At 71.5% G+C, this 17,131-nt stretch carries 15 protein-coding genes; 8 read left to right on the forward strand and 7 right to left on the reverse strand.

Features of this window, described 5'->3' with window-relative positions:
• Nucleotides 1-97: 97 nt before the first annotated feature.
• Nucleotides 98-1,765, reverse strand: coding sequence for an FAD-dependent oxidoreductase (locus ACZ4AA_RS25785; RefSeq protein ID WP_467607398.1), 1,668 nt, complete (start codon nt 1,763-1,765; stop codon nt 98-100).
• Nucleotides 1,766-1,998: 233 nt separating this feature from the next.
• On the opposite strand from ACZ4AA_RS25785, the gene ACZ4AA_RS25790 reads away from it, so the two are divergent.
• The 7 genes from ACZ4AA_RS25790 to ACZ4AA_RS25820 all read left to right on the forward strand — a co-directional run bounded on the left by ACZ4AA_RS25790 (nt 1,999) and on the right by ACZ4AA_RS25820 (nt 7,335).
• Nucleotides 1,999-3,123: a SchA/CurD-like domain-containing protein gene (locus ACZ4AA_RS25790; RefSeq protein ID WP_467607401.1), complete on the forward strand. Its 1,125-nt coding sequence runs from the start codon at nt 1,999-2,001 to the stop codon at nt 3,121-3,123.
• Nucleotides 3,124-3,190: 67 nt separating this feature from the next.
• Nucleotides 3,191-3,673, forward strand: a complete 483-nt coding sequence (locus tag ACZ4AA_RS25795) for a cupin domain-containing protein (protein WP_467607404.1) — start codon at nt 3,191-3,193, stop codon at nt 3,671-3,673.
• Nucleotides 3,670-4,938, forward strand: a complete 1,269-nt coding sequence (locus tag ACZ4AA_RS25800) for a beta-ketoacyl-[acyl-carrier-protein] synthase family protein (RefSeq protein WP_467607406.1) — start codon at nt 3,670-3,672, stop codon at nt 4,936-4,938. Before ACZ4AA_RS25795 ends, ACZ4AA_RS25800 begins: the two co-directional genes overlap by 4 nt.
• A complete protein-coding gene (locus ACZ4AA_RS25805; RefSeq protein ID WP_467607408.1) occupies nt 4,935-6,179 on the forward strand; it encodes a ketosynthase chain-length factor in 1,245 nt (414 codons plus the stop codon). Before ACZ4AA_RS25800 ends, ACZ4AA_RS25805 begins: the two co-directional genes overlap by 4 nt.
• A gap of 49 nt (nt 6,180-6,228) precedes the next feature.
• Nucleotides 6,229-6,489, forward strand: a complete 261-nt coding sequence (locus ACZ4AA_RS25810) for an acyl carrier protein (protein WP_467607412.1) — start codon at nt 6,229-6,231, stop codon at nt 6,487-6,489.
• A 1-nt stretch (nt 6,490) separates the two neighbouring features.
• Complete coding sequence (locus tag ACZ4AA_RS25815; protein ID WP_467607414.1) at nt 6,491-6,970, forward strand: SRPBCC family protein; 480 nt, start codon at nt 6,491-6,493, stop codon at nt 6,968-6,970.
• Nucleotides 6,971-7,002: 32 nt separating this feature from the next.
• Nucleotides 7,003-7,335, forward strand: coding sequence for a TcmI family type II polyketide cyclase (locus ACZ4AA_RS25820; protein ID WP_467607417.1), 333 nt, complete (start codon nt 7,003-7,005; stop codon nt 7,333-7,335).
• A gap of 83 nt (nt 7,336-7,418) precedes the next feature.
• Here the strand turns inward: ACZ4AA_RS25820 and ACZ4AA_RS25825 are convergent, their stop codons facing one another.
• The 3 genes from ACZ4AA_RS25825 to ACZ4AA_RS25835 all read right to left on the reverse strand — a co-directional run bounded on the left by ACZ4AA_RS25825 (nt 7,419) and on the right by ACZ4AA_RS25835 (nt 11,937).
• Nucleotides 7,419-8,447 carry a methyltransferase gene (locus ACZ4AA_RS25825; protein ID WP_467607420.1) on the reverse strand — a complete coding sequence of 343 codons (1,029 nt, stop codon included), beginning with the start codon at nt 8,445-8,447 and terminating at the stop codon, nt 7,419-7,421.
• A gap of 31 nt (nt 8,448-8,478) precedes the next feature.
• Nucleotides 8,479-9,540, reverse strand: a complete 1,062-nt coding sequence (locus ACZ4AA_RS25830; protein WP_467607422.1) for a right-handed parallel beta-helix repeat-containing protein — start codon at nt 9,538-9,540, stop codon at nt 8,479-8,481.
• A gap of 177 nt (nt 9,541-9,717) precedes the next feature.
• Nucleotides 9,718-11,937, reverse strand: coding sequence for an NADP-dependent isocitrate dehydrogenase (locus ACZ4AA_RS25835; protein WP_467607424.1), 2,220 nt, complete (start codon nt 11,935-11,937; stop codon nt 9,718-9,720).
• A gap of 300 nt (nt 11,938-12,237) precedes the next feature.
• Here ACZ4AA_RS25835 and ACZ4AA_RS25840 point away from each other — a divergent pair, with 300 nt between their 5' ends.
• Nucleotides 12,238-13,791, forward strand: coding sequence for a M1 family metallopeptidase (locus ACZ4AA_RS25840; RefSeq protein ID WP_467607427.1), 1,554 nt, complete (start codon nt 12,238-12,240; stop codon nt 13,789-13,791).
• 128 nt (nt 13,792-13,919) lie between these two features.
• Here the strand turns inward: ACZ4AA_RS25840 and ACZ4AA_RS25845 are convergent, their stop codons facing one another.
• From ACZ4AA_RS25845 to ACZ4AA_RS25855, 3 genes are all read right to left on the reverse strand, one after another.
• The gene (locus ACZ4AA_RS25845) at nt 13,920-15,005 is read right to left on the reverse strand and encodes a mechanosensitive ion channel family protein (RefSeq protein WP_467607431.1); all 1,086 of its coding nucleotides are present in this window, start codon (nt 15,003-15,005) and stop codon (nt 13,920-13,922) included.
• Between the two features lie 270 nt (nt 15,006-15,275).
• Complete coding sequence (locus ACZ4AA_RS25850) at nt 15,276-16,040, reverse strand: crotonase/enoyl-CoA hydratase family protein (protein WP_467607433.1); 765 nt, start codon at nt 16,038-16,040, stop codon at nt 15,276-15,278.
• Nucleotides 16,041-16,167: 127 nt separating this feature from the next.
• Nucleotides 16,168-17,100 (reverse strand): lysylphosphatidylglycerol synthase transmembrane domain-containing protein, encoded by a 933-nt coding sequence (locus tag ACZ4AA_RS25855; RefSeq protein ID WP_467607770.1) that lies wholly within the window; start codon nt 17,098-17,100, stop codon nt 16,168-16,170.
• Between the last annotated feature and the right edge of the window lie 31 nt (nt 17,101-17,131).

The following is a 17,131-nucleotide window of genomic DNA, read 5'->3' on the forward strand; positions in this document are numbered from 1 at the left end:
TGGCCGGAGGCCGTATCGGAATTCCGATACGGCCTCCGGGCGTTCTCCGTGCCCCGCGGGCGCCGGCGTCGTCCGCCGACCGCCCGCGAAGGGCGCCTCAGGCCTGGTCCAGCAGGGCGACCAGGGCCTTGCGCAGTGTCGTCCGGGGGTCCTTCGACGGCCCCTCGGACCGCCACGCGACGAAGCCGTCGGGGCGGACCAGCACCGCGCCCTCCGCGCCCACACCGTGGACCTGCGCCCAGTCCGCGTCGCCCGCGGGCACCAGATCGGCCTCGGGACCGCCGCCGATCCGGTACGAGTCGAGCGGGACGGACAACTGCCGGGCCGTGTCCCGCGCCGCCTCGTGCCAGGCCCCGGCCCCGTCCGCCGAGCTCAGCAGCACCATGGAACGCTCGTACAGATCCAGCGTGGAGATCCGGGCGCCGGCGCGGGTCAGCCACAGGTGGGGCGCCCTGCTGCCCGGCTCGCCCGTCAGCCGTACGCCCTCGGGCACCACAGGCGCCGACGTGTCGGCGCCGAGGACCGCGCCCCGCGGATAGCGGTACGCGAGCGCCACGTTGAGGATGCCGCCCTTCCTGCCGCCGGGGCCGCCCTGCCCGGCCGCTCCCGGCTCCGGGGTGTACCCGGGGTGGCTGTGCTCGACCGAACGCGACGAGGCACGCGCGCTCGTCGCCTCCGCGACCGGCCGGCGCTCGGCGTCGTAGGACCTCAGCAGCCCGGGACCCGCCCAGCCGGCCAGCACGGCGGACAGCTTCCAGGCGAGGTTGTGGGCGTCCTGGATACCGGTGTTGGAGCCGAACGCCCCCGTCGGGGACATCTCGTGGGCCGAGTCGCCGGCCAGGAACACCCGCCCCTGCGCGTACCGTTCGGCCACCCGCTCGGCCGCGTGCCAGGCCGCCCGGCCGGTGATCTCCACATCGAGATCCGGTACACCGACGGCCCGCCGGATGTGCTCCACGCAGCGCTCGTCCGTGAACTCCTCCAGCGTCTCCCCGTGTTCGGGGTGCCAGGGAGCGTGGAAGACCCAGTGCTCCTTGTTGTCCACGGGCAGCAGAGCGCCGTCGGCCGCCGGATCGGTCAGATAGCAGACGATGAACCGGCGGTCTCCGACGACCTCCGCGAGAGCCCGCGAGGTGAACGTGAGGCTCACGTTGTGGAACAGGTCGCCAGGACCGGTCCGGCCGATGCGGAGCGTGTCCCGGATGGGGCTGCGCGGACCGTCCGCCGCGACGAGATAGTCCGCGCGGATCGTCGTGTGCTCGCCGGTCTCCCGGCTCTTGACCTTCGCCGTCACTCCCTCGGAGTCCTGCTCGAAGGACATCAGCTCGGTCGAGAACCGCAGATCGCCGCCCAGCTCCCGCGCGGTCTTCAGCAGCACGGGTTCGAGGTCGTTCTGGCTGCACAGGCACCAGGCCCCCGGGCTGAACCGGGCCAGCCCGCCGCCGGGGTCGATCTCCTTGAACAGCCACTCCCCGGCGTCGCCCACCAGGGTCGGCGTCTGGAGGATGCCGTGGTTGTCGGCGAGGACGGACGCCGCCTCCTCGATGCGCCGCTGCACCCCGGCCACCCGGAAGATCTCCATGGTGCGCACGTTGTTGCCGCGCCCGCGCGGATGCCTCGACGTGCCCGCGTGCCGCTCGACCAGGATGTGCGGCACTCCGAGGCGCCCCAGGAACAGCGAGGTCGAGAGGCCCACCAGTGAGCCGCCGACGATGAGGACGGGCGTGTGGAGACCGTTCTCGCCGGCCTCTTCGAATCGGTTCATCGATTGCCTCCAGCGCCCCCTGGGACGCGAGTCAGGGATGGGATGCAGATTCCATGCCCGGTGCGGGCCGGTTCGCGCGGCAGGGGCACCCGGATGGCGCGCGGTTCACTCGCCTGACCCGCGGGGCTCGCGCAGTCCAGGACACGCGGCAACGATCAGCACATGGCGGCCCCGGCGTGTCGGATACCGCGGTCGTTCCGGACTTCCGTGACGAAAAGGAGAGGTGTGCCGCAATGTCCAACTCGGGACGTATCGCGCAGTCGGCCTTCGACGGCTCGAAGCTGCGGGTGATCCTGCTGCTCGACCTGTACGAAGGCGCCCAGCAGCAGTTCCTCGACGCGTACGAGCTCATGCGCAACCAGGTCGCCTCGGTGCCCGGTCACCTCAGCGACCAGCTCTGCCAGTCGATCGAGAACCCTTCGCAGTGGCTCATCACCAGCGAGTGGGAGAGCGCCCCGCCCTTCCTCGCCTGGGTGAACAGCGAGGAGCACGTCGAGACCGTCCGGCCCATGCACAGCTGCGTCCGGGACACCCGGTCCATGCGCTACAGCATCCTGCGCGAGACCACCCCCGCCGAGCCGCTCACCCCGGAGTCGGCCCGGTCGGCCCTCCAGGTCGAGGCCCGCGAGGGCAAGGGCGTCGCGCGCCACGCCCTCACCTTCACCGTCAAGCCCGGATCCGAGTCGAAGGTCGCGGAGATCCTGGCCGGCTACGAGTCGCCCGAGGCCCAGGTCGACGACACCACCCGGCTGCGCCGCACCTCGCTGTTCATGCACGGCAACCGGGTCGTACGGGCCGTGGAGGTCGAGGGCGACCTCCTCGCCGCGCTGCGCCACGTGTCGCGCCAGCCCGAGGTCCGGGCCGTCGAGGAGGCCATCAACCCCTATCTGGAGCAGGACCGGGACCTGCGCGACCCCGACTCGGCGCGGGTCTTCTTCACCCGTGCCGCGCTCCCCGCCGTGCACCACGTGGTCTCCGGCCGCGAGGAACCGGCGAAGGTCACCCGGCACGCGCTGTTCTACCCGGCCCGCCCCGGCTGCGGAATGGAACTGGCCCGGCTGCTCGCCCACCAGGACGAGGCCGCGGCCGACGACAGGAACAGCCCGGTGTACAGCAGCACCGTCTTCCAGCGCGACGACATCGTGGTGCGGCTCGTCGACATCACGGGCGACCTCGACGGCGACCCCGTCGCCTCCCTCGGCCTCAAGGGCGAAGGGAAGACCGCCGAACTGGAGCGCCTCCTCGACGGCCCCGCGATCGGCGTCGAGGGCTCCCTGGGGACGGAACGCAACATCAACCGCCTCCTGTCGCACGCCGACATGCTGCCCATCACCGACCGGAGCTCTGCGGACTCCTGACGGAGCGCCGCAGCCCGCGTCCCCGGACGTCCCATCCGACGTCCTCGCCCCACCCGGAGGTTCAAGCATGATCCAGCACCATCCACGCATCGTGGACCTGAGCGAGACGGAACCCAACCGCAGGCGCGGAGGAGACATCCGGGCCCTGCTCACGCCCGCCACGGCGGGGTCCACCAGCGGCTTCATGGGGCTCGCCATCATCCAGCCGGGCGAGCGCATCGGCGAGCACTACCACCCGTACTCCGAGGAGTTCGTGTACGTGGTCAGCGGCGCCCTCGAAGTGGACCTGGACGGTGAGGCGTTCGCGCTCCGGCGCGACCAGGGCCTGCTGATCCCGATCGACATGCGGCACCGCTTCCGCAACGTCGGCGACGAGGAGGCCCGCATGGTCTTCCACCTCGGCCCGCTCGCCCCGCGACCGAGCCTCGGCCATGTCGACACGGAGGCCACCGACGACTCCGTGCCGAACCCCGAGTTCATGACCACCGTGCCCAACCTGTCCGCGCCGGACCACGGACAGCCGTCCGAGCGAAGCGGGGCCATAAAGTGACGCGGCGGGTGGCCGTCACCGGCATCGGTGTGGTCGCTCCTGGAGGCACCGGGACAAAGGCGTTCTGGGACCTCCTCGAAGGCGGCCGCACCGCGACCCGGGGCATCACGCTCTTCGACCCGGCGGGCCTGCGCTCGCGCATAGCCGCCGAATGCGACTTCGACCCGCTCGCGCACGGCCTGGACCCGGAGCTGATCGAACACGCCGACCGGTACATCCAGTTCGCCGTGGTCGCGGCCGAGGAGGCCGTCCGCGACTCCGGCCTCGACACGAGCCGGGAAGACCCGTGGCGCGTCGCCGTCTCCCTGGGCAGCGCCGTCGGCGGCACCACCCGTCTCGAACACGACTACGTCCAGGTCAGCGAGTCGGGCCGGCGATGGGACGTGGACCACCGCGCCGCCGACCCCAAACTGCACCTCGCGTTCGCGCCCAGCACCCTCGCCTCGGTCGTCGCCGAACAGTTCGGGGCACAGGGACCGGTGCAGACCGTCTCCACCGGCTGCACCTCCGGACTCGACGCGGTCGGATACGCCTTCCACACGATCGAGGAAGGCCGGGCCGACGTCTGCATAGCCGGGGCGTCCGACTCCCCGATATCCCCGATCACGATGGCCTGCTTCGACGCCATCAAGGCCACGTCCCCCGACAACGACGACGCCGAGCACGCCTCCCGGCCCTTCGACGCCAACCGCAACGGCTTCGTCATGGGCGAGGGCGCGGCCGTCCTGGTCCTGGAGGACTACGAGCACGCCAGGGCCCGCGGCGCGCACATCTACTGCGAGATCGGCGGCTACGCCACCTACGGCAACGCCTACCACATGACCGGTCTGACCAGCGAGGGCCTGGAGATGTCCCGGGCCATCGACAGCACGCTCGACCAGGCCCGGCTCGACCCCACGCTCATCGACTACGTCAACGCGCACGGCTCCGGCACCCGGCAGAACGACCGGCACGAGACCGCCGCGGTCAAACGGTCCCTGGGCGAGCACGCCCGCAGGACACCGATGAGCTCCATCAAATCCATGGTGGGCCACTCGCTGGGCGCGATCGGCGCGATCGAGGTCGTCGCCTGCGTCCTCGCCCTGAAGCACCAGGTGGTGCCGCCCACGGCGAACTACGAGACCCCCGACCCCGAGTGCGACCTGGACTACGTGCCGCGCACCGCACGCCAGCGGAAGCTCAGGAACGTGCTCTCCGTCGGCAGCGGGTTCGGCGGATTCCAGTCCGCGGTGCTCCTGACCGGGCCGGCTGGGAGGACACGATGAGCACACAGCGCCCCCGCAACGCGGCCGTCACCGGCATCGGTGTCATCGCGCCCAACGGACTGCGCACCGACGCCTACTGGAAATCCGTCAGGGAAGGCCTCAGCGTCCTCGACGGCATCACCCGCGAGGGCTGCGGACATCTGCCGCTGCGCGTCGCCGGTGAGGTACGGGCCTTCGACGCCGCGGACCTCATCGAAGAACGCTTCCTCGTCCAGACCGACCGCTTCAGCCACTTCGCGCTGGCCGCGACCGTTCTCGCCCTCGACGACGCGGGCCTCGGAACGGGCGCACCCGAGGACGCGTACGACGTCGGCGTGGTCACCGCCGCCGGATCCGGCGGCGGCGAGTTCGGCCAGCGTGAACTCCAGAAACTGTGGGGCCAGGGCTCCAAGTTCGTCGGGCCGTACCAGTCCATCGCCTGGTTCTACGCCGCCAGCACCGGCCAGATCTCCATCCGCGGCGGATTCAAGGGTCCCTGCGGAGTCGTCGCGAGCGACGAGGCCGGAGGACTGGACGCCGTCGCGCACGCCGCCCGCGGAGTGCGGCGCGGCACCGGCGCGATGCTCGTCGGCGCCGCCGAGGCGCCGCTCGCCCCGTACTCGATGGTCTGCCAGCTCGGCTACCCCGAACTCAGCACCGTCGAGGACCCCGCGCGCGCCTACCGCCCCTTCACCGAGGGAGCCTGCGGCTTCGTGCCCGCGGAAGGCGGCGCCATGCTCGTCGTCGAGGACGAACGGCGGGCGCGCGAGCGGGGAGCCGGGATCCGGGCCCTGGTCGCCGGACACGCGGCCACGTTCACCGGAGCCTCGCAGTGGGAGCGGTCCCGGGAAGGGCTCGCCCAGGCGATCCGGGGCGCCCTCGCCGAGGCCGGCTGCGCCCCGGAGGAGATCGATGTCGTCTTCGCCGACGCCCTGGGCGTCCCGGCCGCCGACCGCGCCGAAGCCCTGGCCATCGCCGACGCCCTCGGGGCGCACGGCACCCGGGTACCCGTCACGGCGCCCAAGACCGGCATCGGACGGGCCTACTGCGGGGCACCCCTGCTCGACACCGCGGCCGCGGTCCTCGCGATGGAGCACGGCCAGATCCCTCCCACCCCCAACGTGTTCGACGTCTGCCACGACCTCGACCTGGTGACGTCGAACGCCCGCCCCGCCGAACTGCGCACGGCCCTGGTCCTCAGCAGGGGACTCATGGGGTCCAACGCCGCCCTGGTCGTACGCCGCGGCGACCGCGCCCGCTAGTCCGCGACCGCGCCCGCTGGTCCGGGCCGCACGTGAGGAGAACCACCGCATGATCACCACCGAAGTGACCGTCGACGAACTGGCCGCGCTCATGAAGAAGGCGGCCGGCATCACCGTCGACCCCCTCGAACTGACGCGGTCCCTCGACGCGCCGTTCGGCACCCTCGGACTCGACTCGCTCGCTCTGCTCGGCATCGTCGGCGAACTGGAGAACCGGTACAGCCGGCCCCTGCCCCCCGACGCGGAGCGCTGCAAGACACCGCGGGAGTTCCTCGACCTCGTCAACGACACCCTCAAGGCTGGAGCCTGAAGTGCCCGGACACACCGAGAACAGCATCGTCATCGACGCCCCGCTCGACCTCGTGTGGGACATCACCAACGACATCGAGAACTGGCCACAACTCTTCAGCGAGTACGCGGCCCTTGAGGTCCTGACCAGGGACGGCGACACGACCACGTTCCGCCTCACCATGCACCCGGACGAGAACGGCAAGGTGTGGAGCTGGGTCTCGCAGCGCACCGTCGACCGTCCCGGGCGGACCGTCCGGGCGCGCCGCGTCGAGACGGGACCGTTCGCGCACATGAACATCCGGTGGGAGTACGAGGAGACGCCGGCCGGCACGCACATGCGCTGGGTGCAGGACTTCGCGATGAAGCCCGACGCCCCGGTCGACGACGACTGGATGACGGACAACATCAACCGCAACTCCGTCGTCCAGATGGCCCTCATCCGGGACCGGATCGAGCAGGCCGCCCGTGAGCGGCGCAGCCCCGCCGCCATGCCCCGCTGACCCGCCGAGACCGGCACAGGAAAGGACACCCGATGCATCACGCCCTGATCGTCGCCCGTATGGCCCCCGGCTCGGCCCCGGCGATCTCCGACGTGTTCGCCGCCTCCGACCGGGGTGAGCTCCCGCACCTCATCGGGGTCAACCGGCGCAGCCTCTTCCAGTTCGGTGACGTGTACCTGCACCTCATCGAATCGGAACGGGACCCGGGACCCGCCATCGCGAAGGTGGCCGGACACCCCGAGTTCCGGAACGTCAGCGAGGAACTCTCCGCGTACGTCAGCGCGTACGACCCGCAGACCTGGCGCAGCCCCAAGGACGCCATGGCGCAGTGCTTCTACCGCTGGGAGCGGGACACCGCCTCCTGAGGCACCGTGACACGACCCGAGGCCGCCGGCTCCGCGACGAAGCGGAACCGGCGGCCTCGGGTCGTACCGCGTGCGCCGCCCGGTCAGCCCGGGACCGTGCACTCGAAGGCGTGGAGATAGGGGTTCACCGGGCGGATCTCGCCGATGACCAGGCCGGCCGCGGTGAGCCGGTCGACCATGCTCTGCCGGGTGTGCTTGGCACCGCCGACGTTCAGGAGCAGCAGCAGGTCCATGGCCGTCGTGAACCGCATGGACGGGGTGTCGTCCACCAGGTTCTCGATGACGACGACCCGGGCACCGGGCCCGGCCGCCGCGCGGACGTTCGCGAGCGCCCTGCGGGTGCTCTCGTCGTCCCACTCCAGGATGTTCTTGATGATGTACACGTCCGCCCGGACCGGGATGTCCTCACGGCAGTCCCCGGGCACGATCCGCACCCGGCCGGCCAGTGCCCCGCCCTCGCGCAGCCGCGGATCGGCGTTCTCCACCACGCCCGGCAGGTCGAGCAGGGTGCCGTGCAGTCCGGGGTGCTTCTCCAGCAGGCTGGCCACGACGTGACCCTGGCCGCCTCCGATGTCGGCGACCGACTTCACGCCCCGCAGGTCCAGGAGCTTCGCCACGTCCTGGGCGGACTGCGAACTGGACGTCGTCATCGCCCGGTTGAAGACGTGCGCGGATTCCGGGGCGTCCTCGTTGAGGTACTGGAAGAACTCCTTGTCGTACACGTCCTCGAAGACGCCGCGGCCGGAGCGGACCGCCTCGTCGAGCTTCGGCCAGACGTTCCACGTCCACGGCTCGGTGCACCACAGGGCGATGTAGCGCAGGCTGTTCGGGTCGTCCTCGCGCAGGAGCCGGGACATGTCCGTGTGCGCGAACGTGCCGTCGGGGCGCTCCATGAAGACGCCCTGGCAGGACAGGGCGCGCAGCAGCCGGCGCAGGGTCCCCGGCTGGGTCTTCACCGCGGCGGCCAGTTCCTCGGCGCTCATGGGGATGTCGTCGAGGGCGTCCGCCACACCCAGCCGGGCCGCGGCGCGTACGGCGGCGGCGCGGGCCGCCCCGAAGACGAGTTCCCGCAACTGCATGGACGGCGGGGGACTCTGATCGACAGTGGTCATTCAATGCCTCGATTCTGGTGTCGTGCCGTACTCAGCACATGCCTGAGGGCTCGGAGACCTTGCACGTGTTGCCCCGGAACGTGTTGCCCTTGCCCGCGGTGTCGCGGTTGGCGAGATCGGAGGGGCCGTTGCGCAGGAGCACGTTGTCGCGCACCTCGTTGCGCTCGCTGAGCGCGCCCACGAAGCTCTTGAACAGCACGATCCCGCCGGACAGCGGGGAGGTGCCCACGTTGTCCTCGACCCGGTTGTGCGTGACCCGGGTGTCCTCCGCGCCGGTCAGGACGATCCCCGAGCCCTGGAGGGCGGGCAGCCGGGCGGTCTTGGGACAGGACTTGTTGTTGGCGTGGATGTAGTTGCCGCGCACGGACAGATCGCCGACGCGCGGCTTGTTCTCGTCGCCCACGACGAACACCGCGGTGCAGTTGCCGGTGGCCTCGTTACGGGCGACGGTCAGGTTCCGCAGCCGCCGCACCGTGATGCCGATCCGGTTGCCGCTCAGCAGATTGTGGGCGACCACCGTGCCCCCGGTGTCGCGGGCCCCCTCCTCGGTGGCGACCGTGTTGGACAGGAACACACCGGCGTCGCCGTTGTCCTTCGCGGTGTTGCGGACGAACCTGGTCCGCAGGGACCGCTCCTCGGCGATGCCCCACTGGCCGTTCTTCTCGGCGGTCACCCCGCGCACCGTCAGCCGGTCGGTCCCGGTCGCCCACAGGCCCTGCTTGGCGAAGCCCCTGACGGTCAGTGAGGCGACGGTGACACCGGAGACCCGCTTGCTGTCGGTCCCCGTCACACAGATGCCGTTGCCCGCCTTGCCGCAGGCGTCGGTGGCGGCCGTGTTCGGCACGATGACGGTGGACCGGGCGCTCGCGCCCCGCAGCGTCAGGTCCTTCACCGTGACGGTGACGCTCTCGTGGTAGGTGCCGGGGGCGACGACGACGGTGTCACCCGCGCGCGCCGAGTCCACGGCCTTCTGGATGGATTCACCCGGGCGTACCAGGTGCACCGACGGGTGGTCGGCGGGCAGGGCTGCGCCCACTCCCGACGCGACGACGACCGCCGTGCACGCGAGGTAGGCCATCTGTTGTCTGGTCATGGGCCGAAGCTATGAACGGCCGTTGCGCACCGCCACCGCTGCTCCTCCAGGTGGCCCGCTCCGTCACCGTGACGCGCCGGGAGGACGGTACGACGACGCCGCCCCGGCCGGAGAGTCCGGCCGGGGCGGCGGGGGCGGAGGTGTGTCCGCGAGGTGGTGCGTGGGTGGTGCCGTGGATCAGGCGAGGTTCGCCAGCGTCTCGTTCCAGGTGGCGGACGGGCGCATGATCTTCGCGGCCTTGGCGGGGTCGGGCTGGTAGTAGCCGCCGATGTCGGCCGGGTTGCCCTGGACCGCGTTCAACTCTCCGACGATCGTCTCCTCCTGCGCGGCCAGCGTCTCGGCGAGCTGGGCGAACGCCTTGGCGAGGTCCGCGTCGTCGGTCTGACGGGCCAGCTCCTGCGCCCAGTACAGGGACAGGAAGAAGTGGCTGCCGCGGTTGTCGATGCCGCCGACGCGACGGGTCGGGGACTTGTCCTCGTCGAGGAAGGTCGCCGTGGCGCGGTCGAGGGTGTCGGCGAGGACCTGGGCGCGGGCGTTGCCGGTGGTCTTCGCGAACTGCTCCAGGGACGGCACGAGCGCGAAGAACTCGCCGAGCGAGTCCCAGCGCAGGTAGTCCTCCTTGACGAGCTGCTGGACGTGCTTGGGCGCGGAACCGCCGGCGCCCGTCTCGAAGAGGCCGCCGCCCGCCATCAGCGGGACGACCGACAGCATCTTGGCGCTGGTGCCCAGCTCCAGGATCGGGAACAGGTCGGTCAGGTAGTCGCGCAGCACGTTGCCGGTCACCGAGATGGTGTCCTCGCCTCGGCGGATGCGCTCCACCGACAGCTTGGTGGCCTCGACGGGGGCCAGGATGCGGATGTCCAGGCCCTCGGTGTCGTGCTCGGTCAGGTACTGCTCGACCTTGGCGATCAGGTTGGCGTCGTGGGCGCGGGTCGCGTCCAGCCAGAACACGGCCGGGGAGCCGGTGGCGCGGGCGCGGGTGACGGCGAGCTTCACCCAGTCCTTGATCGGCGCGTCCTTGGTCTGGCAGGCGCGGAAGATGTCGCCGGCCGAGACCGTCTGCTCCAGGACCACGTCGCCGGCCGCGTCGACCAGACGGACCGTGCCGGTGACCGGGATCTCGAAGGTCTTGTCGTGGCTGCCGTACTCCTCGGCCTTCTGCGCCATGAGGCCGACGTTGGGGACCGAGCCCATGGTCGAGGGGTCGTAGGCGCCGTTGGCGCGGCAGTCCTCGATCACGGCCTGGTAGACGCCGGAGTAGGAGGAGTCCGGCAGGACCGCGAGGGTGTCGGCCTCCTGGCCGTCCGGGCCCCACATGTGGCCGGAGGTGCGGATCATGGCGGGCATCGAGGCGTCGACGATGACGTCGGACGGCACGTGCAGGTTGGTGATGCCCTTGTCGGAGTCGACCATCGCGAGGGCCGGGCCCTCGGCGAGCTCGGCGTCGAAGGACGCCTTGATCTCGGCACCCTCGGGGAGGGCCTCCAGGCCCTTGAAGATGCCGCCGAGACCGTCGTTCGGGGTCAGACCGGCGGCGGCGAGCGTCTCGCCGTGCGCCGCGAACGTCTTCGGGAAGAAGGCGCGCACCACGTGACCGAAGACGATCGGGTCGGAGACCTTCATCATCGTGGCCTTCAGGTGCACCGAGAACAGCACGTCCTCGGCCTTGGCGCGGGCGATCTGCGCGGTCAGGAACTCGCGCAGCGGCGCGACGTGCAGGACGGAGGCGTCCACGACCTCGCCCGCGAGGACGGGTACGGACTCGCGCAGCACGGTGGTGGAGCCGTCGTCGCCGACGAGCTCGATGCGCAGCGTGCCGGCCTCGGCGATCACCGCGGACTTCTCCGTGGAGCGGAAGTCGTCGACGCCCATGGTGGCGACGTTCGTCTTCGACTCGGGCGACCACGCGCCCATGCGGTGCGGGTGCGTCTTGGCGTAGTTCTTGACCGACGCGGGGGCGCGGCGGTCGGAGTTGCCCTCGCGCAGGACCGGGTTCACGGCGCTGCCCTTGACCTTGTCGTAACGGGCGCGGATGTCGCGCTCCTCGTCCGACTTCGGGTCGTCCGGGTAGTCCGGAAGCGCGTAGCCCTGAGCCTGGAGCTCGGCGACCGCGGCCTTCAGCTGGGGGATCGACGCCGAGATGTTCGGCAGCTTGATGATGTTCGCGCCGGGCGTCTTGGCCAGCTCACCGAGCTCGGACAGGGCGTCCGCGATGCGCTGGTCCTCCTGGAGGAACTCCGGGAAGAGGGCGATGATGCGCCCGGCCAGCGAGATGTCACGGGTCTCCACAGTGACACCCGCCTGCGAGGCGTACGCCTGGACCACCGGCAGGAACGAATACGTCGCCAGGGCCGGGGCCTCGTCAGTGTGCGTGTAAATGATGGTCGAGTCAGTCACCGGGTGCTCCGCTCCACGTCTGCAACATTGCTCGACATCAAGATATCTCGTGAGCGCCCCCGGCTCGACAGGGGTCCGTTCCGCGTCGGACCGGGCGTGGTGGAAACCGGCCGTCCGCGCCCGAGGCGGCCCGCGGCGCGGACACGCGGGCATCCGTCCGGCCCTGCCTGATGTGAACACGCCGACCGGAGTGAAAACGGAACCGCAACCGGGCCGTCCGCCCAGGCGTACAGGAGGTGATCGCGCACCTGATCCCGCGGCGGACCTCCCGGCCCTCCGCCGCCCGAACGAAAGCGGACCATGAGATATCGCACCCGAGTGACGGCCCCCGCGGCCGCGCTGCTCGGCACCGCCGCCGCCCTCGCCGTCGCCCCGACCGCCTCGGCGCTGCCCCTGGCCCCACGGCCCGACCGGGGCACCCCGGGCGCGGAGACCCTGGGCGACTCCGTCTTCCCGTCCCTCGGCAACGACGGCTACCGAGTCGAGGCGTACCACCTCGACTTCTCGTACGACGCCACGACCAGGCTGGTCGACGCCAAGGCGATCCTGATGATCAGGGCGACGCAGGACCTCTCCCGCTTCTCCCTCGACGCGCTCGGCCTGGACGTGCGCGCGGTGCGGGTCGGCACCGTCACGGCGGCCTTCGAGCAGGTGGACGAGAAGCTGCGGATCACCCCGGCGCGCCCCCTGCCGGAGCACTGCGCCGTCGCGGTCCGTGTCGAGTACGGCGTGGACCCGGCGCGGAAGCTGACCCACACCGCCTGGGTCCCCACCCCCGACGGCTTCGCGGTGTGTCCCCAGCCCGACGCCGCCCACACCGTCTTCCCGTGCAACGACCACCCGTCGGACAAGGCGGACTTCAGCTTCCGCGTCACCGTGCCGAGCACCCTGCGCGGTGTCGCGAACGGCTCGCTGGTGGGCACGGAGACCCTGGACGGCGACCGGACCGCGTACACGTACCGGTCGGCCTCCCCGATGGCGACCGAACTGGTGCAGATCACCGTCGGCGACTACACCGTCAAGGAACGGCAGGGGCCCGGCGGACTGGGGCTGCGGGACGTCGTCCCGACGGCGCGGGCCGCCGCGCTGGAGCCGGCGCTCGCGCTCACCCCCGGTCTTCTCGACTGGCTGGAACAGCGGCTCGGCGCCTATCCGTTCGAGACGTACGGGCTGCTGCCCTGCAACTCCGACGACCCGAACGCCTTCGACTTCACGGGCCTGGAGACCCAGACCCTCACGCTCTACAAGCCGAACTTCCTGCTCCAGGAGGAGAAGAAGATCGGCTCGCACATGATGCACGAGCTGGTCCACTCCTGGTTCGGCAACAGTGTCAGCCCCGGCAACTGGGCGGACCTGTGGCTGAACGAGGGGCACGCCGACTTCTACGGACTGCTGTACCGCTACGAGCGCGGCTGGGCGGACTCGCTGGGGCTGACCACCATGGAAGCCCGGATGAAGGACACGTACGCCCGGGGCGACCAGTGGCGCCAGTCCTCAGGACCCGTGGCCGCGCCGAACGCCGTCAACCTGTTCGACAACCAGCGCTACCTGGGCGGCGTGCTGGTCCTCTACGCGCTGCGCGAGCTCGTCGGCGAGGACGTCTTCCACCGCATCGAGCGGACCTTCCTGGACCGCCACCGCAACCGCTCGGCGACCACGGCGGACTACATCGCGGTCGCCACCGAGATCTCCGGAACGGACCAGTCGGGCTTCCTGAACGACTGGCTGTACGGGACGAGGACACCGCGCATGCCGAACCACCCGGACTGGACGGTCACCCCGGTGGTGTCGAGTCTGGTCGCACCGAGCCACCGCGCGCCCGGCCACTACCCGGACTCGACCGCCACGCTCTGACCGGGCCGGTCAAGGGGACGGGGGCCGGGCGGCGTGTGCCGCCCGGCCCCCGTCGTCGTCGCGGCCGGGCCTGTGGGGCCCGGTCCGTCGGGTCGAGCTCGTCCGGACCGTCGCGGCCCGGCCCGTGGTCAGAGGCGCTTCGCGGCCTCGCGCTGATGCGGTATCGCGGTCTCCAGGAAGCCCGTGCCGCCGGCCTGGATCGCGACCGTACGGGCGGGCGAGGGAATCCGGATGCCCTCGTCCCGGTAGCGCTTGTGCAGGCGCTTGATGAACTCGTGCTTGATCCGGTACTGGTCGCTGAACTCGCCCACACCGAGGATCACGGTCAGACCGATGCGAGAGTCGCCGAAGGTGTGGAAACGCACGGCGGGTTCGTGCTCCGGCACGGCACCGTCGATCCCGGTCATCACCTGGGCGACCACCTCGTTCGTGACCCGCTCGACGTGGTCGAGGTCGCTGTCGTAGCCGACGCCCACCTGCACGGTGAGCGTCATCCGCTGCTCGGGCCGGGTGAAGTTGGTCATGTTGGTGCCCGAGAGCTGGGCGTTGGGGATGATGACCAGGTTGTTGGAGAGCTGACGGACTGTGGTGTTGCGCCAGTTGATGTCGACGACGTACCCCTCCTCCCCGCTGCTCAGCTGGATGTAGTCACCCGGCTGGATCGTCTTCGAGGCGAGGATGTGCACGCCCGCGAAGAGGTTGGCCAGGGTGTCCTGGAGCGCGAGGGCGACCGCGAGACCGCCCACACCCAGGGCCGTCAGCAGGGGCGCGATCGAGATTCCCAGGGTCTGGAGGACGACCAGGAAACCGATCGCCAGCACCACGACCCGGGTGATGTTGACGAAGATGGTGGCCGAACCGGCGACGCCCGAGCGGGACTGGGTCACCGAGCGGACCAGACCGGCGATCAGCCGCGCGGCGGTGACCGTCGCGACCAGGATGAGCAGCACGGTCAGCGAACGGTTGACGGTGCGGCCGATGGGCGCGGTCAGCGGAAGCACCGCGGCCGCCGCGGCGACGCCTCCCGCCACCGCCGACCACGGCACGACGGTGCGCAGCGCGTCGACCATGACGTCGTCGCCGCTCCAGCGGGTGCGCTCGGCGTGCTTGCCCAGCCAGCGCAGCAGCATCCGCAGCAGGAACGCCGCCAGCAGCCCGGCCGCCACGGCTATTCCGGCGATCATCAGGTCGTCCAGGGTGACGGAGCGCTTCATCGACGGCCTCCTCGCGGGCCGTGGCCGCGGGCGGGGCCGGGGTGAGGGCCCGCGGGCCGAATGTGCTGTGTCGTCACTTGCCACCTGCTCGAATCCGGGAACGCGCGGTCGTGCCCGGACGAGTGATCATCTTCGTCCGGGAGAGGGCTCATCCTGCCGCATCCGGCCGCCCCTTCGTCACCAGCCCGGTGCGGGACGGCCCTTGAGGTCCCGTACCGGCCACCGGGCCCAACTGCCGTACGCCGGCTGCCCGGACGGGGTGCGCGACGCTCACTGTCCGCCGAAGGAACCGTGCCGACCCGCGCCGGAGGCGAAGCGGGCCGCACCCTCCATGCCCTCCGCCAACACATCCATGCCGTAACGGAGTTCGATGCGCATCGCCTCCCTCTCCGCCAGGCCCTCCTGGTCGAGGACCGCGGCGCGGTCGCTGCGCAGACACGACTGCGGGAAGCCGGCGATCTCGGCGGCCAGCCGCTCGGCCTCGGCGCGGGCCCGGCCGACCGGGACGAGACGGTTCGCGAGCCCCATCTCGTAGGCCTCCCGGGCCTGGACCGCACGGCCGGTCAGGATCATGTCCATCGCACGGCTCGTGCCGATGAGCCGGGGCAGCCGTACCGTGCCCCCGTCGATCAGCGGCACCCCCCAGCGGCGGCAGAACACCCCGAAGACGGCGTCCTCCTCGGCGACCCGCAGATCGCACCACAGTGCCAGCTCCAGACCGCCGGCCACGGCGTGCCCGGCGACCGCCGCGATCACCGGCTTGGTCAGACGCAGCCGGGTGGGCCCCATCGGACCGTCACCCTCCTCGGCGACCTCGTTGCCCCGCTCGGTGCCCATCGCCTTCAGGTCGGCGCCCGCGCAGAAGGTGCCGCCCTCACCCCAGAGCACCGCGACCCGCGCGGTCTCGTCCGCCTCGAACGTCCTGAAGGCTTCCGCCAGTTCGGCGGCGGTCGGCCCGTCCACGGCGTTGCGGGCAGCGGGCCGGGAGAGGACGATCGTGGTGACGTGACCCTGACGTTCGCTGCGGACCGGCATCGCGCTGTCCCTTCCGGCGGCCGGCGCGCCACACCGCGCGCCGTGGTTGCTCCTCGGTATCACGGCGGGCGGCGCGACGCACGGTTCGGGGCGGACCGGATCGGATCCCGCCCCCAGGACCCGCGCGTCAGATCACGTTCCAGCGGACCAGCGCCCCGAGCGTCAGCGCCCCCGGCAGCAGCGGCAGCCACACCGTGATGATCCGGTACGCGAGCACCACCGCGGTCGCCACGGCCACCGGGCCGCCCGCCGCGACCAGGGTCACGACCAGCGCGGCCTCCACCGAGCCGAGCCCGCCGGGCGTCGGCACCATCGCGACCGCGATCGTCGCCGCCAGATACGCGATCATCATGTGCGTCGGCGACACCGGGAGGCCGAGCGCCCGCCCCACCGAGGCCAGCCCGGCGGCCTGGAGCAGCGGGAAGGCCAGCGAACCGCCCCACAGGGCGAGGGCCCGGGACGGGCGGCTGTGCACCGAGCGGGCCTCCCCGAAGGCGGTGCGCAGGAAGGAGAACACGGCCGTGCGCAGCCGCGTCACGAACGTGAGCGCCGCCAGCGCGCCGCACAGGGCCAGACCGGCGCCGAGCAGCAGCAGTGCGACCGCGCCGTCCGGCAGCAGACCGTCCACCCGGAGCGCGTCGGGGAAGGCGATCAGCAGGCCGAGCAGCAGGGCCAGCCGGGCGACCGCCTCGGCCAGCAGATACAGCGCGAGCGCGGCCGACGAGCGGGCCAGCGGCACCCCGCACACCGTCATGAACCGCAGATTGACCGCCCCGGCGCCGAGCCCCGTGGGCAGCAGATGATTCGCGGCGCCCGCGGCGAACTGGGTGGCCAGCAGCCGGCGGGCGGGCAGCCGTTCCATCACGGCGCCCTGACGGGTCACGGCCGCGGCCACCCAGGTCAGACAGGTCGCGGCGGCCGCCGCGACGAGCCAGGGCCACTCGGCCGACCTCAGATGGCCGAAACCCTCGGCGAGCACGGACCGGTGGCGCACGGCCACCACGAGGACCAGCGCGAGCGGGAGCAGGCACAGGGCCGGCCGGACGGCGGCGGGCCGCAGGACGAGACGGCGGGGGAGCCGGGGCAGCGCC

This window comes from Streptomyces sp. NPDC024698 (assembly GCF_055559015.1).